Here is a 14,026-nt window from a genome sequence, read left to right on the forward strand (position 1 = left end):
CATTGGTCGGCACTGGAACATCGGTGGGTGCCAACCTTGGTCGGCACGCCTTTGTTTACCGGAACCGCTCCTCGAAGAACTCATCCAGCGCCTTCCATGCGCGCTTGGCCGCCCGTTCGTTGTACTGGCAGCCCGGCGGGCTGTTGGCATCACGCTCCGCAAAGCAGTGCACCGCGCCGCTGTAGTTGGTGAATTCCCAGTCGACCTTGGCCGCGTTCATTTCCTTCTGGAAACCGGCGATGTCTTCGGCGGTCACGCTCTTGTCATCGGCACCATTGAGCACCAGTACCGACGGGTGCGTGCCACCGGCCTGCGCCGGCAGCGGCGAACCCAGCCCCCCATGCAGGCTGACCACACCGGCCAATGGCGCACCGGCGCGAGCCAGTTCCAGCACCGTGGTGCCGCCAAAGCAGAAGCCCACCGCGCCGATCCGGCTGGCATCCAGCGGCACCTTGCCGGCCTGCGCCTTGAGCACGTTCACCGCCTCCAGCGCGCGTGCGCGCAGCAGCGGCCGGTCATTGCGCAGCTTGGTCGCCACCGGCCCGGCCTCGGCATCGGTCTTCGGCCGCACACCCTTGCCGTAGACATCGGCCACCAGCACCACATAGTCGTCACCGGCCAGCTGCTTGGCCTTCTCGATGGCCGATTCGTTCACGCCCTTCCAGTTCGGCACCATCACCAGGCCAGGGCGCTTGTCATGCTCGCCGTCGTCATAGACCAGCACGCCACTGAAGGTCGTGCCCTGGTGCTTCCATTCCACCGGCTGCGTCTTCATCGCCGCCCACGCCGGCATCGCCGCCAGCCCCAGGATCATCGCCACACCGCATCGCCAACGATTCATGCGCCTGCTCCGCAAGAAAAAGGGGACGGAGGGGATTAAGCCGTAATCGCCCCTCCCGCGTCGCATTCTGCATTGGCGGCGTGACGCAGGTGTGGTTGGATACGACTTAATCCCCTCCGTCCCCTTTTTTCGCATGAATCTTGTTGATCGCTTTCTGTCTGGCCTGATCCCGCGTTTGCCTGCCGAGGATGCCCCGCAGTGGGCCCACGTGCAGGGCGCCAGCGCCGAAGACCTGCAGCGCCTGCGTGTGCAGTGGCCGCAGGTGCCGGGCAGCCTGGTGGAGCTGCTGTCGCGCGTGGATGGCACCCACTACCGGGAGTACCCCGCGGGCAAGGTCTGCGTGCTGATGCTCGGCTCGGATGTCGAGGACGGCGGCTATCCGTACTACCTGCGATCGGTCGCGCAGATCTTCGAGGACCAGCAGCGGTGGGACGACAGCATCCGTTCCATCTACGAAGAGTGGCTGGATGACGAACCGGAGATTCTCGGCGAGGGCATCGATGCGGATCTGCCGATGAGCCGCCGGCTGTGTTTCTCGCACTGCATGAACAACGGTGGCACCTCGATGCTGTATCTGGATTTCGATCCGGCACCGGGCGGCACCGTCGGCCAGGTGGTGCGCTACCTGCACGATCCGGACAGCTACGCGGTGATCGCACCGAGCTTCGATGCGTACCTGCAGCAGCTGATTGATCGCGATTACGCGTTCATCGATCAGGACGACGATTGAAACCCAGCCGAGCATGGGCTCGGCTCTACAAACGGCGACGGGCGTGGGCTCGGCCCTGCAGTAGATCCACGCCATGCGTGGATGAATGTCTCCGGAGGTTGCCGGCCAGCGGCCGGCACTACCTTCAAGCGATACCCAGCCCGGGAATCGCGCTGATGCTGTCCGGGTCGAATCCGGCCAGTTCGGCGAAATGGCGACCACGCGCCACGTAATCGCGGTAGGCACCAAAACTGGGCGCGCCCGGCGACAGCAGCACCACCCCGCCCTGCGCACCCAGCGCCGCGCGTGCAAGCGCCATCGCCTCGGGCAGGTCGCCGGCGGCGTGCAGGCCGAAGCGACCGGCATCGGCCAGCGGCTGCAGCATCGCGTGGATGCGCGGGCCGTTGCTGCCCATGGTCACAATCTCCACCGGCGGCACGTCGTGCGCCATGTGCTGCATGAAATCGGTCCAGTCCAGGCCGCGGTCATGCCCGCCCACCAGCAGCGCGATGCGCTGCCCGGCGAAGCACTCCAGCGCGGCCAGGCTGGCATGCGGCGTGGTGCTGATCGAATCGTTGACGTAGGTCAGGCCATCGGCCACGCCGATGCGCTGCAGGCGGTTCGGCAGCGGGCGGAAATCCTGCACCGCCGGTGCCAGCGCCACCGCATCCAGGCCCAGCGCTTCCAGCGCGGCCAGCACTGCGCACAGGTTGCCGCGGTTGTGGCGGCCCGGCAGCGGCGTGTTGCGGGTATCGAACACGGGCTGCTCGCCACGGTGCACGATGTCACCGCGCATATGCCAGCCCTGCGGCTGGTTGAACCAGACCACCTCGCTGGCAGGCAACGACAGCCCGGCCAGGTGCGGATCGGCCGCGTTGAGCACGGCAATGCGCGGCGCGGCTTCGGTCACCAGCCGCAGCTTGTCCTCGATGTAGCGCTGTTCGCTGCCGTGCCAGTCCAGGTGTTCCGGGAACAGGTTCAGCACCACGGCCACCTGCGGGCGGGCGCCACTGCGCGCCACTTCGCCGGTCTGGTAGCTGGACAGTTCCACCGCCCAGTACGCGGGCGCGGGCTGCGGATCCAGCACTTCCAGCAACGGCAGGCCGATGTTGCCGACCAGGCCGGTGCGATGGCCGGCGGCACGCAGCAGGTGCGCGACCAAGGCGGTGGTGGTGCTCTTGCCCTTGGTACCGGTCACGCACACGGTGTCGTGCACGATGCCGTCGTCGGCCGCGTGTTCGGCAAACCACAGCGCGGTGCCGCCGATGAAGGTGGTGCCCTGCTCTGCCGCCGCCAGCGCGATCGGCTGGTAAGGGCTGATGCCGGGCGACTTGATCACCACATCGAACGCGGCCAGCGCTTCGGCCGAGGGTTCGCCAAGCACCTGCAGCGCGCCCTGCGTTTCCGCACGCGCGGCTTCGGCTTCAGCGGCCGGGCAGAACAGGCTCAGGCCAAGCGTTGGCAGGCGCTCACGCAGCACCGCAAACGCGGCGCGGCCCTCACGGCCCCAGCCCCACAGCGCAACGCGCTTTCCCTCAAGCTTCGAAATCTTCACGCACCCGTTCCCACAGCGCAGCCGGAACGCGGTGCTCGCCCTGCAGCTGCAGCAGCGGTGCCAGTTCCAGTTCGGCGGCATCCAGCTGCGGCTGGATCTCATTGCAGAAGCGCTTTACCAGCACGTCCTCCTTCCACTCCGGGCGCTGCGCCAGGGTCGCCATCGCCGCACGCGATTCGCGGCCTTCGCCCACGCACTCGAACGGCTTGTGGTCCTGGAATTCCAGCAGCGCGTCGAAGCCACCGGCCTGTTCGGCATCGTCCAGCAGATTGCGGCCGAAGATGCGCACCAGGCGCGTCTTCGGCATGAACGGAGCCAACGCCAGGAACACGAAATGGCACTTCGGGCAGACGCCGCACCAGCGGTTCACCGGGCGCTCGCCGAGGATGTGGAAGTTGCGGTTGCAGCTGGAGAAATGCGCGTCGTAGAAATCGGTCTTGGCGAACTGGCGGGCCACCGCCAGCTCGGACATCGGGCGCAGGAGCGAGTAGTACTGCAGGTCCGCCGCGACGTGCGCCTGCACATGGCTGCCGAACGCCTGCTCGAACGCCCAGCCCTTGGACCACTGGTGATTCACTTCGCCGGTGCCCGGAATCTGGCTGCCGTAGCTGGCCGAACGTTCGTTGGAGAACACCACCTGGTCCACGCCCTGCAGCAGCGCGGCCAGCACCATGATCGCCGAGTTCACCGCGGTGACCGGGATATGGCCGTTCCAGGCGCCCTGGCGGTTGAGCTCGAACAGTTCCGGCGCCAGCGCGCGGCCCAGGTTCAGGATCGGCAGGCCGGTGCGCTCGGCGCAGGCACGGATCAGTTGCGAACCACCGATCCAGGTCACCGTTTCGTCCACGCCGGCACGGCGCAGCGCTTCGATGCTGACCAGCGAATCCTTGCCGCCGCCGATCGCCACCAGTGCGTGCGGCTGCAGGCCCAGCACTGGTGCCTGCACCGCTTCGCCCTGCACCGGCAGGCGGAAACGCCCGCGCAGGTTCAGGCCGTTGCGGTAGGCGAACTCGCCCAGGCCATTGAGGTAGACCGTCTCCACCAGCGCTGCGGTATCGGCATCGATGGCATAGCTGTCGATGCTGACCGTCTCCGGCACGCCGGCCTTGTAGTAGCTGACACCGGCAATCAGGTGCAGCAGCTGCAGCGCACGCTGCACGGCGGCCGCGCGCGCCTCGTCCAGCACGAACGGGGCGCCCGGCACGGTGATGGTTTCCAACATCTCCGGGCCGTCATCGAAGGCGTAGACCAGCTTGGCCACGCCGGTTTCCGCAGCGAATTCGCAGCGGACGAAGCGGAAGCGGGAAACCTGGTGTTTGTCGAAAGCAGTCATGGTGTATCCGGTCAGGCACGGGCCCGCGCGAGGGCGCGGGGCGTGTCGGTGGGCGGGTGCAGGGCGCGCGCGGCGATCATTCGATCACGTCTTCGCGCGGCAGCATCCGCTGGTTGTAGGTGTTGGCCATCGAATAGCCGTAGGCACCGGCATCGGCGATCAGCATCACATCGTCCGGCGCGGTCGACACCGGCAGCTTGCGGCGCTTGCCGAACACATCGCTGGATTCGCAGATCGGGCCGACCACATCGAATGCCGCTTCGGCGTAACCGCCCTGGCGGCTGAGGTTCTCGATGTCGTGCCAGGCGTCGTACAGCGCCGGGCGCATCAGTGCATTCATGCCGGCATCCAGGCCGACGCGGCGCACGCCCTCCTTTTCCACCACCTGGGTGACATGGGTCAGCAGCACACCGGACTCGGCCACCAGGTAGCGGCCCGGCTCGATCGCAAGCCGGAACGCCGGGTGCAGCGACTTGACCTCGGCCAGGCCGGCGGCCCAGGCATCCAGGTCGAACGGCTCGTCCTCGGCGGAATACGGAATCGGCAGTCCGCCACCGATGTCGATGGTCTGCACGCTGCCGATGCGGCGGGCGAAACCGGCCAGCTCATCGCACATCAGGCGCCAGTGCTGCGCGGTCTCCACGCCACTGCCCAGGTGCGCATGCAGGCCGACCACGCGGCTGCCCAGGTCGGTGGCCGCGCGCACGAACTCGTCGACGCGGGCGATCGGCAGGCCGAACTTGGACTCCTTGCCGCCGGTGCGGACCTTGGCGTGGTGGCCTTCGCCACGGCCCAGGTCGACACGCAGCCACAGTTCGCGGTTGCGGAACAGGTCCGGCCAGCGCTGCAGCGCTTCGACGTTGTCGACGGTCACGGTCACGCCCAGCGCGAACGCCGCCTCGTACTCGCTGCGCGGGCAGAAGCTGGGGGTGAACAGCACGCGCTTGGGCGACAGTTCCGGCAGGTGCTGGAACACATGCTTCAGCTCGCCGTGAGACACGCACTCCAAGCCGAAACCTTCGGCTTCCAGCAGCTGCAGGATGGCCGGGTGGCTGTTGGCCTTGATCGCGTAGTAGCGCTGGTCGATCGGCTTGATCGCGGCCAGCGCGCGGGCGCGGGCGCGCACCGTCGGCAGGTGGTAGACGTAGCGCGGCGTACCGGCATCAGCCAGCTGCAACAGGTGGGCACGCTGGCCCCGCCACCACGGCGTGCCACGCGGGCGCACGGTGCCGGCGATTTCGCGCCAGCGCGGGCCGAACACCTCGGTCTCTTCCACCGGCATCGCACCGCTGTCGATCAGCTCGGCGTGCAGCACCGGCAACAGGCCATCGGCATCGGCTTCGTCGATGACGAAGGTCAGGTTCAGGTCGTTGGACGACTGCGAGATCATGTGCACGCGCTCGCGGCCGAAGGTGGCCCACACGTCCGACAGCTTGTGCAGCAGCGAGCGCATGCCACGGCCGACCAAGGTGATCGCCGCGCACGGCACGATCACCTTCACCTTGCAGATCTGCGACAGGTCGGCCGACAGCGCGGCCAGCACATCGGTGTTGACCAGGTTCTCGGACGGGTCCAGCGACACGGTGACGTTGGTCTCGGCCGAACCGATCAGGTCCACCGACAGGCCATGCTTCTTGAACAGGTTGAACACATCGGCCAGGAAGCCGACCTGCTGCCACATGCCGATGCCTTCCATCGACACCAGCACGATGCCGTTGCGGCGGCTGATCGCCTTCACCCCCGGCACCGGTGCGGCGCTGCCGTCGATGCTGGTACCCGGCAGTTCCGGGCGCTCGGTATCGAGGATGGCCATCGGCACGCCGGCATCGCGGCACGGCTTGATCGAGCGCGGGTGCAGCACCTTGGCGCCGGTGGTGGCGATTTCCTGTGCTTCGTAATAGTCCAGGCGGGTCAGCAGGCGCGCGTCCGGCACATCCTTCGGGTTGGCGCTGAACATGCCCGGCACATCGGTCCAGATCTCCACGCGGCTGGCGCCGAGCAGCGCACCGAAGTACGCCGCCGAGGTATCCGAGCCACCGCGGCCGAGGATGGCGGTGCCGCCATCGGCATGCCGCGAAATGAAGCCCTGGGTGATCAGCAGGCGGGTCGGCTGCGCGCGGAAGCGCTGCATCCACTCCGCATCGGCACGCCACTGGCAGTTCACCGACAGGCGCTGCGACCAGTCGCTCTGGTTCGGCTGCGGCGGCATCGCATCCAGCCACTGGCGGGCATCCATCCAGCCCATGTCCAGGCCCGAGGCGTGCAGGTAGGCCGCGCCCAGGGTGGAGGACAACAGCTCGCCCTGGCCCAACACTTCGGCCTGCCAGTCCAGCGGACGGGTGGCCGCACGCGCGTCGTCGAGCAGGCCCTGCAGCGCCGCCAGGCGCTCGGCCAGCACATCGCGGCCCAGGCCCAGTTCAAGCAGGAAGCCCTCGTGGCGCTCGACCAGCGCCGCCACGCGATCACGGCTGTCCGGCGCGCCATCGGCGATCGCGGTCAGTTCGTTGGTGACCCCGGACAGCGCCGACACCACTACCAGCACGCGCGAGCCGGTCTCTTCCGCACGTTTTTTCGCCAGCTTCCCGATCGTGTCCCAGCGATGACGACGCGACACCGAGGTGCCGCCGAACTTCAGTACGATCCAACGATCGACAAGGGGGGAAGCTGACATGGATTGGCTATGTAGAATGTGGGGAAGCCGCCCTCGGGGGCGGAACCTTTGATTCTAAGCGCAATATCACCGTAGATGGCCGTCCTCCGTTACCTGCAGCTCGATGTCTTCGCCCCCCGCCCCGGCACCGGCAACCCACTGGGCGTCATCCTGGACGCCGACGGGCTCTCAAGTAGCCAGATGCAGGCCCTTGCCGCTTGGCTGAACCTGTCCGAGACGGTGTTCTTCCTGCGCCCCAGCACGCCGGGCGCCGACTACCACATCCGCATTTTCACCCCGACCCGCGAGCTGGCGTTTGCCGGCCACCCCAGCGTCGGCGCCGCCTGGGCGGCGGTGACCTGCGGCTTGGCGCAACCGCGCGACGGCGCCCTGTTGCAGCAATGCGCGGCGGGGTTGCTGCCGGTACGGGTGAGCGGTCCGGCCGTGGCACTGCAGATCCAGCTGGCCAGCCCCCCGGCGCGGCAACTGGACACCAGCGCGGACGCCGCGCCGAAGGAGCTGCTGGCGCTGGCTGCCTGTGGGCACGTACCCGAACTGTGGGACAACGGTGCACGCTGGTGGCTGCTGCCGCTGCGCGACGCCGCCGCCGTGCGCGGACTGGCGCCAGACATGGCGGCCCTGCGCGACTGGAGCTTGGCCACCGACGCTACTGGCTTGGCCGTGTTCGCCGACGAGCCCGGCGACGACCACGCCCGCGTGGTGCGCGCCTTCTGCCCCGCTGACGCGGCCGCCGTACCCGAAGACCCGGTGACCGGCAGCGCCAATGCGCTGATCGGCGCCTGGCTGCGGCAGCGCGATGCCCTGCCCGGCCGAGAAGGCCGCTACGTGGCCAGCCAGGGCCGCGAAGTGGGCCGCGATGGCCGCGTGCAGGTGCAGGTCGACGCGCAGGGCACGGTGTGGATCGGCGGCCAGGTGCAGTGCGTGATCGACGGCAGCATCCGTTGGTAGCGTCGGGCCACGCCCGGCGAACGCCGCACACGGACGCCGTGCATGGCCCGGCGCTACCGTATCCCCTCTCGTTTTACGGAGTTTGCCCCCTATGACCACCCGCCGTTTCCTGCAGCTGGACGTGTTCTCCCCGCGCGCCGGCGCCGGCAACCCGCTGGCCGTGGTACTCGATGCCGAGGGCCTGGATGACACCAGCATGCAGGCCATCGCCCGCTGGACGCGGCTGCCCGAAACCACCTTCGTGTTTCCGCCGCAGGCACCCGGTGCCAGCTACCGGCTGCGCATGTTCAGCCCGCAGAAGGAAGTGCCGTTCGCCGGCCACCCCAGCGTCGGTACCGCGCATGCGGTGCTTCAGAAGGGCCTCGCCACACCAGTCGAGGGCGTGCTGGTGCAGGACGGCATTGCCGGTGCTCTGCCGCTGCGCGTCAGCGGTGAAGGCGCGCAGCAGCGCATCGCCATCCGCACCCCGCGCGCGCAGCTGGCCGAGACTGCCGAGGCGACCGATCCTCGCCTGCAGGCCGCACTGAAGGGCTGGCCGCTGGGCACGCTGCCACCGGCACGCATGCAGGGCGGGCGCAGCTGGTGGGTGGTGCAGGTGGCCGATGAGGCCGCATTGCGCGCGCTGCAGCCGGACTGGGATGCGGTGGCCGCACTGGCCGAGACCACCGACAGCATGGGCGTGTTCGCCTATGCCTTCAGCGATGGCAGCGAGGGCTTCGACCTGGCGGTACGTGCCTTCGTCGGCAATGGACGCCGCTTCGAAGACGCCGCCTCCGGCGCCGCCAACGCCGTGCTGGCCGCATGGCTGGACCTGCGCGATGCGCTGCCGCGCGGCCGCGCACCGTTCGAAGTCAGCCAGGGCCGCGAAGTGGGCCACGATGCGCGCCTGACGCTGCTGGTCGACGAGGACGGCGAGGTCTGGTCGGGCGGCCAGGTGCAGACCGTCATCACCGGCACCATCGATTGGTAAAGGGACACTGTAGAGCCGAGCCCACGCTCGGCTGTTCTTCGGCCAGATCACGGGACCTGCAGAAGCCGAGCCTGGGCTCGGCTCTACAGATGCGCCGGCTCAGCCCAGCTCGGCTTCCAGGCTGATCGGCACGGCGCTCAGTGCCTTGGACACCGGGCAGTTCTGCTTGGCGTCATCGGCAATCGCACGGAACTGCGTGGCGTCGATGCCCGGCACCACCGCCTTCACCTTCAGCCGGATCTGCGACAGCTGCGGGCCGCCTTCCAGCGACAGATCGACCTTGGCTTCGGTATCCAGCGAGGTCGGGGTAAAGCCGGCTTCGCCGAGCTTGGCCGACAGCGCCATGGTGAAACAACCGGCGTGCGCGGCAGCGATCAGCTCTTCCGGATTGGTGCCCTTTTCGTCGCCGAAACGGCTGTTGAAGCCGTAGCGGGTCTTGTCCAGCAGGCCACTCTGCGGCGTGCTCAACTGCCCCTTGCCCGACTTCAGATCGCCTTCCCAGTGCGCGGTGGCGTGTCGCGAGATTCCCATGTGCTGCTCCTGCGTGACGGTGATGAACGGTCACCCTCGCACGGGAGGCGTTAGCCCTGCGTCGCTCCGACGCACGCTGGAGGTCGTCTTCCGAACCCGGCGCGTGGACACTTCCTCGCCAACCGGAAACGCATTTCCCTCTTGTTTTCAGTGGTTTCGCGCATTCCGACGATGGGCGGGCGCGGGCCATCGCGCGCGCTGCCACACCCCCATCCCCCACTGCCGGCCATGTACTGAATCGGCCTGGATATGAAAAAACATGCACTTTCCGCGCTTCGGGCTATTGGCGGCGCCCGAGAGTTGCCCTACATTGCGCTTGCCGACGGGGTTCGGCGCCGACCAAACAACCAACCGTTCACGGAACAGGAAACCATGGCAAAGACCGCTAAGAAGGCTGCCCCGAAGAAGGCAGTGAAGAAAGTCGCGACGAAGGCAGCCGCCAAGCCGGCCGCTCCGAAGCCGATCAAGGAAGTGCTGACCAAGTCCGGCCTGGTTGCACACATCGCTGAAGCCTCCGGCGTCATCGCCAAGGACGTCCGCGCTGTGCTGGCCTCGCTGGAAAGCGCCGTCGCCTCCTCGGTGCACAAGAAGGGCGCTGGCTCGTTCACCCTGCCGGGCCTGCTGAAGATCACCACCGTCAATGTGCCGGCCAAGCCGAAGCGCAAGGGCATCAACCCGTTCACCAAGGAAGAGCAGTGGTTCGCTGCCAAGCCGGCCACCACCAAGCTGAAGGTGCGTCCGCTGAAGAAGCTGAAGGACGCCGCGCTGTAAGCGCGCGCCCCAACGCGGATTCCGACGGGACGGCTCTGGCCGTCCCGTTTTTTTTGTCCCGACCACAGCCCGCAACACAGCGTTGCCGCATTCCCGGGAATGCGCGTACAGGCCCGTCGCCATTGGCTGGGCGTGGTCCGTTGCGGCCCCGGAACGTTCCGGGTGGAACACTGCGTGCAGCCCCGGCCATCGCCGCCGGGCACGGCCTTGCCTAAGGTGGGCACATCCTCCACAGCTACGGCGAGCGTCCCCTCATGGCCAGCCCCTCCACCCGCTACCGGATCTCGGTGACCCCCATCGAAAAGGACGGGTTGCAGTGCACCGGGCGCTGCACCATCGAACTGGAACATCGCGCCAGCCGCGACCTGATGCGCCTGCTGGAAGCGGCGCCGCGCACCGCAGGCATCAGCGGCGACGAGCGCGCGACCCTGGTGATCGCCACCCAGCTGCTGCGCGACATCGTGCAGCGCCACGCCGAAACCGAAGGCCATGCCCTGGCCGCCATCGCCGCGCAGGTGCTGCCGGCGCTGGATGCACTGGAACAGCTGCCCTCCTCCCGCTGATCGCGGCACAGCCGATACACTGCCTCCTTCCGTTCGCCTCGGGGAGGAGGCAGACATGCGCAGGTTCCTGATACTGATCGCACCGCTGGTGCTGCTGGCCTGTTCCCGGCCGCCATCGCAACCTCATCCTGCGGATGCCGCTCCGCCGGCCACCGCCGAGGCGGCTGCCCGCGCGAAGCCACAGGCCGCCGCAGAAGGCGATGCAGCGGCCGTGCAGGCCATCGATGTCGATCCCCTGTTTGCCGCCGTCGCGGCCGAGGCCGAGCTGCCGGCGGGAATGCTCAATGCCTATGTCATGGCCCTGCTCAATCGCGATCGCAAGGCCATCGACGCCGCATGGACCTTCCCGCCCAGCGATGCACGACGCGCCGACGATGCCGCATTGCGCCAGCTCACGGACGTGCGCAGCCTGCGCCTGACCAGCGAACTGCCGGTCGCGCGCGACGGTCACCAGCCACCGCAGCTGCTGGAGGTTCCGGTGCAGATCCGCGCGGTGACCGCTGAGGGCACCTTCCGCTTCGGCGGCTGGTACCGCGTGCAGCCCAGCAGCGATGGCCGCGCCTGGCAGATCCAGTCGGCGCAACTGCGGCCATCGCTGGACTGAACCGTTGCAGCGGCATGCACGCGCGATTCAGCCGGCAAGGCTACTCTTTGGTCCATCCATTCCGCATTCACCGGTCACCGCCATGCGCCTGCGTTCCCTGATGACCCGCCTCGCGGCCTCCACCGTGCTGATCGCTGCTGCGATCGGCGCCCAGGCCGCCCCTTCCATTTCCGGCCGCGAACTGTCGGTCGGTGCCAGCGACGTGCAGCAGTACCTCGATGGCAGCTTCCCGCGCACCCAGGACGCCCTGGGGGGCCTGATCGCCCTGACCATGAGCCATCCGCAGCTGAGCCTTCCGGCCGGCGAACGGTTGAACCTGGGCATGGACGTCGCACTGGCCACCGCCGGTGGCAACCCGTCCAAGCTGGGAACGGTGAAGCTCAGCAGCGGCCTGCGCTACGACGCGCAGACCCAGGGCTTCCACCTGCAGCAGCCGAGCGTGGATGACTTCACCCCGGCCAACCAGGGCGGTCGCCTCGATTCGCGCACCCGCGGCCTGCTCAATGCCTGGCTGAGCGACTACGCCCAGCGCGAACCGATCTACAAGCTGGACCCGGCCGTGGCCGGCTTGCTCGGCGCACTGCAGGTGCAGTCGGCACAGGTGAAGAACGGCAAGCTGGTGGTCACCTTCAACCAGAACCTGGGCAACCTGGTGCCGGCAGGCGTGCTGGGTAAATGAGGTAGTGCCGGCCGCTGGCCGGCACTACCCGTAGCGCATCAGGCGGCAAGTACCTTGACCACCGCCTCACTGAAGGCGGGAATGTCGTCCGGCTTGCGGCTGGTGATCAGGTTTCCATCGATCACAACCGCGGTATCGCGCCATTTCGCACCTGCGTTGACCAGATCCTGCTGCAGGGACGGCCAGGACGTCACGTCGCGCCCCTCAGCAAGGCCGCTGTTGATCAGCAACCACGGGCCGTGGCAGATGGCCGCCACAGGCTTGCCGGCTTCATCCACTGCCCGGATGAAGCCGAGTACAACCTCGTCGGTACGCAGCGTGTCCGGATTGATGACGCCTCCGGGCAGGACCAAGGCATCGAAGCGTGCCGGATCCGCTTCATCCAGCGGAATGTCCACCGCGACGGCGTCGCCCCAGTTCTTCTCCTTCCAGCCCTTGATCGTCGCCTCCTTTGCGGGCGACACCACGCTGACGCGCGCGCCCTCGGCTTCCAGCAGCCGCTTGGGTTCGGTCAATTCGGACTGTTCGAAGCCGTGGGTGGCCAGGATGGCAATCTGCTTGCCCTTCAATCGCTCTGCCATGGGTGCACTCCGGTTGGGGGAGCCGACAGAATGGAAGAACGGCCCTTGCACGGCGGTGACCCTGCCGTGCACGGCAGGTGGAGAGCCTCCGGGTAGTGCCGGCCAGTGGCCGGCAGTCCCCGGTACCGGTCAGCGCTTGGGCTGCAGCATGGTGCCGGTGCACTTGGGCGAGCCGCAGCGGCACTCCCAGATCTTCTTCAGCTTGGCGGTATGACGCTCGGCCAGGGTGATGCCGTAGTTGTAGGTCAGTTCCTCACCGGCCTTGATATCGCGCAGCGCCTCGATGAACACCTTGTCGCCACGGCTGTCGCCGTCCTCGCCTTCCTCGATCACTGCCTCGCAGTTCGGGTCGCAGCTGTGGTTGATCCAGCGCGCGTCGTTGCCCTTGTAGTTGGCATCGATCACCCAGTCGTCATTGAGGGTGAACAGGAAGGTATGGCCACTTTCAACGTCGCCGCTGTCATCGGCATCAACGTCGCCGTGGCTGCGCAGCAGGCCCTTGTACTGGATCACGCGCTCGCCCTGCTTGATCGGGGCCACGGAAAACACACCGTTGCCGTGGATGGCGGACTTGCGGGCTTGGATCTTCTTGGGCATCGGCAAGGGAAGTCTGCAGCGAAAGGAACGTTGATTCTCGCCCATTCCGGGTGATTGCGAAAATCACCCCGTTGGCGCAGCATTGCGCCCTGGCAACGGCCCCGGTGTGTTCTCCCGTCCCGGCCCCAGCGCCGGCTGAATGCCCGGGTTGGATGGCGGCGAAGAAAAGCGTACAATTTCAGTCCGCTTTAAGAACCACTCGCATCCCCATGTTGCGCGTCACCAAACTCACCGATTACGCCACCGTCGTACTGACCGTGCTCGCCGCCCGTCCGGGCGAGGTGCTCAGTGCCACCGAGCTGGCCGAATTCACCGGTCTGGAGCCGCCCACCGTCAGCAAGGTACTCAAGCCGCTGGCCCAGGCCGGCCTGGTGGAAGGCCTGCGCGGCGTGCGTGGCGGCTACCGCCTGACCCGCCCGGCCATCGAGATCTCGCTGTTCGAAGTGGTCGAAGCGATGGAAGGGCCGCTGGCCCTGACCGAATGCAGCCACGACCACCACCAGTGTGGCATGGCGCCCAAGTGCGGCGCGCGCAGCAGCTGGCGGCTGATCAACGACGTGGTTTCCGAGGCCCTGCGCGATGTCACCCTCGCCCAGATCCTGCCCCCTCTCCCCCTTGCCGATGACGAACAGCGCCGCACCATCGCTGTCGACGTCGTCTCCTGATCCGTAGG

General features: G+C 67.6%; 15 protein-coding genes. 8 read left to right on the forward strand and 7 right to left on the reverse strand.

The genetic code is table 11. From position 1 onward, the window contains the following. Positions 1–55: 55 nt before the first annotated feature. Positions 56–841 (reverse strand): dienelactone hydrolase family protein, encoded by a 786-nt coding sequence (locus AC13FN_RS02685; RefSeq protein WP_126560811.1) that lies wholly within the window; start codon positions 839–841, stop codon positions 56–58. A gap of 133 nt (positions 842–974) precedes the next feature. Between AC13FN_RS02685 and AC13FN_RS02690 the strand changes: the two genes are divergently transcribed. Further along, complete coding sequence (locus AC13FN_RS02690; protein ID WP_482985193.1) at positions 975–1,571, forward strand: SMI1/KNR4 family protein; 597 nt, start codon at positions 975–977, stop codon at positions 1,569–1,571. Positions 1,572–1,695: 124 nt separating this feature from the next. Here the strand turns inward: AC13FN_RS02690 and murD are convergent, their stop codons facing one another. The 3 genes from murD to AC13FN_RS02705 form a co-directional block, all read right to left on the reverse strand. Continuing rightward, positions 1,696–3,105: a UDP-N-acetylmuramoyl-L-alanine--D-glutamate ligase gene (gene murD, locus AC13FN_RS02695; RefSeq protein ID WP_482985192.1), complete on the reverse strand. Its 1,410-nt coding sequence runs from the start codon at positions 3,103–3,105 to the stop codon at positions 1,696–1,698. Then, the gene (murL, locus tag AC13FN_RS02700; RefSeq protein WP_482985191.1) at positions 3,086–4,438 is read right to left on the reverse strand and encodes a UDP-N-acetyl-alpha-D-muramoyl-L-alanyl-L-glutamate epimerase; all 1,353 of its coding nucleotides are present in this window, start codon (positions 4,436–4,438) and stop codon (positions 3,086–3,088) included. The genes murD and murL overlap by 20 nt, the downstream gene beginning before the upstream one ends. Positions 4,439–4,514: 76 nt before the next feature. Continuing rightward, on the reverse strand, positions 4,515–7,109 hold the full coding sequence (locus AC13FN_RS02705; protein ID WP_482985190.1) for a bifunctional aspartate kinase/diaminopimelate decarboxylase: 2,595 nt from the start codon (positions 7,107–7,109) through the stop codon (positions 4,515–4,517). A gap of 75 nt (positions 7,110–7,184) precedes the next feature. Between AC13FN_RS02705 and AC13FN_RS02710 the strand changes: the two genes are divergently transcribed. Together AC13FN_RS02710 and AC13FN_RS02715 are read left to right on the forward strand one after the other, a co-directional pair. After that, positions 7,185–8,057 (forward strand): PhzF family phenazine biosynthesis protein, encoded by an 873-nt coding sequence (locus AC13FN_RS02710; protein WP_217015355.1) that lies wholly within the window; start codon positions 7,185–7,187, stop codon positions 8,055–8,057. A 91-nt stretch (positions 8,058–8,148) separates the two neighbouring features. Next, a complete protein-coding gene (locus AC13FN_RS02715) occupies positions 8,149–9,027 on the forward strand; it encodes a PhzF family phenazine biosynthesis isomerase (RefSeq protein ID WP_217015353.1) in 879 nt (292 codons plus the stop codon). A gap of 99 nt (positions 9,028–9,126) precedes the next feature. On the opposite strand, the gene AC13FN_RS02720 is transcribed toward AC13FN_RS02715, so the two are convergent. Then, positions 9,127–9,558 carry an OsmC family protein gene (locus AC13FN_RS02720; RefSeq protein ID WP_005408443.1) on the reverse strand — a complete coding sequence of 144 codons (432 nt, stop codon included), beginning with the start codon at positions 9,556–9,558 and terminating at the stop codon, positions 9,127–9,129. A 372-nt stretch (positions 9,559–9,930) separates the two neighbouring features. Here AC13FN_RS02720 and AC13FN_RS02725 point away from each other — a divergent pair, with 372 nt between their 5' ends. The 4 genes from AC13FN_RS02725 (at position 9,931) to AC13FN_RS02740 (ending at position 12,175) form a co-directional block, all read left to right on the forward strand. Continuing rightward, complete coding sequence (locus tag AC13FN_RS02725) at positions 9,931–10,329, forward strand: HU family DNA-binding protein (RefSeq protein ID WP_010483539.1); 399 nt, start codon at positions 9,931–9,933, stop codon at positions 10,327–10,329. Between the two features lie 254 nt (positions 10,330–10,583). Beyond that, positions 10,584–10,892: a DUF3861 family protein gene (locus AC13FN_RS02730; protein WP_010483541.1), complete on the forward strand. Its 309-nt coding sequence runs from the start codon at positions 10,584–10,586 to the stop codon at positions 10,890–10,892. 55 nt (positions 10,893–10,947) lie between these two features. Continuing rightward, positions 10,948–11,496, forward strand: a complete 549-nt coding sequence (locus AC13FN_RS02735; RefSeq protein ID WP_053442629.1) for a hypothetical protein — start codon at positions 10,948–10,950, stop codon at positions 11,494–11,496. A gap of 82 nt (positions 11,497–11,578) precedes the next feature. Further along, a complete protein-coding gene (locus AC13FN_RS02740) occupies positions 11,579–12,175 on the forward strand; it encodes a YceB family lipoprotein (RefSeq protein WP_049413438.1) in 597 nt (198 codons plus the stop codon). Between the two features lie 38 nt (positions 12,176–12,213). Here the strand turns inward: AC13FN_RS02740 and AC13FN_RS02745 are convergent, their stop codons facing one another. Further along, on the reverse strand, positions 12,214–12,756 hold the full coding sequence (locus AC13FN_RS02745; protein WP_049434501.1) for a type 1 glutamine amidotransferase domain-containing protein: 543 nt from the start codon (positions 12,754–12,756) through the stop codon (positions 12,214–12,216). A 129-nt stretch (positions 12,757–12,885) separates the two neighbouring features. Further along, a complete protein-coding gene (locus AC13FN_RS02750) occupies positions 12,886–13,353 on the reverse strand; it encodes an SET domain-containing protein (RefSeq protein WP_217015348.1) in 468 nt (155 codons plus the stop codon). Positions 13,354–13,562: 209 nt separating this feature from the next. Between AC13FN_RS02750 and AC13FN_RS02755 the strand changes: the two genes are divergently transcribed. Beyond that, the gene (locus AC13FN_RS02755; RefSeq protein WP_005408436.1) at positions 13,563–14,018 is read left to right on the forward strand and encodes an SUF system Fe-S cluster assembly regulator; all 456 of its coding nucleotides are present in this window, start codon (positions 13,563–13,565) and stop codon (positions 14,016–14,018) included. Positions 14,019–14,026 lie beyond the last annotated feature (8 nt).

This window comes from Stenotrophomonas sp. 115C5, from assembly GCF_056861055.1.

Bases quoted from the DNA above. Each gene is read 5' to 3' on its own strand.
- AC13FN_RS02750 (WP_217015348.1), bottom strand. From the start codon at position 13,353: ATGCCCAAGAAGATCCAAGCCCGCAAGTCCGCCATCCACGGCAACGGT.
- AC13FN_RS02725 (WP_010483539.1), top strand. From the start codon at position 9,931: ATGGCAAAGACCGCTAAGAAGGCTGCCCCGAAGAAGGCAGTGAAGAAA.
- AC13FN_RS02685 (WP_126560811.1), bottom strand. From the start codon at position 841: ATGAATCGTTGGCGATGCGGTGTGGCGATGATCCTGGGGCTGGCGGCG.
- murL (WP_482985191.1), bottom strand. From the start codon at position 4,438: ATGACTGCTTTCGACAAACACCAGGTTTCCCGCTTCCGCTTCGTCCGC.
- AC13FN_RS02735 (WP_053442629.1), top strand. From the start codon at position 10,948: ATGCGCAGGTTCCTGATACTGATCGCACCGCTGGTGCTGCTGGCCTGT.
- AC13FN_RS02755 (WP_005408436.1), top strand. From the start codon at position 13,563: ATGTTGCGCGTCACCAAACTCACCGATTACGCCACCGTCGTACTGACC.
- AC13FN_RS02705 (WP_482985190.1), bottom strand. From the start codon at position 7,109: ATGTCAGCTTCCCCCCTTGTCGATCGTTGGATCGTACTGAAGTTCGGC.
- AC13FN_RS02710 (WP_217015355.1), top strand. From the start codon at position 7,185: ATGGCCGTCCTCCGTTACCTGCAGCTCGATGTCTTCGCCCCCCGCCCC.
- AC13FN_RS02715 (WP_217015353.1), top strand. From the start codon at position 8,149: ATGACCACCCGCCGTTTCCTGCAGCTGGACGTGTTCTCCCCGCGCGCC.
- AC13FN_RS02745 (WP_049434501.1), bottom strand. From the start codon at position 12,756: ATGGCAGAGCGATTGAAGGGCAAGCAGATTGCCATCCTGGCCACCCAC.
- AC13FN_RS02730 (WP_010483541.1), top strand. From the start codon at position 10,584: ATGGCCAGCCCCTCCACCCGCTACCGGATCTCGGTGACCCCCATCGAA.
- AC13FN_RS02720 (WP_005408443.1), bottom strand. From the start codon at position 9,558: ATGGGAATCTCGCGACACGCCACCGCGCACTGGGAAGGCGATCTGAAG.
- AC13FN_RS02740 (WP_049413438.1), top strand. From the start codon at position 11,579: ATGCGCCTGCGTTCCCTGATGACCCGCCTCGCGGCCTCCACCGTGCTG.
- AC13FN_RS02690 (WP_482985193.1), top strand. From the start codon at position 975: ATGAATCTTGTTGATCGCTTTCTGTCTGGCCTGATCCCGCGTTTGCCT.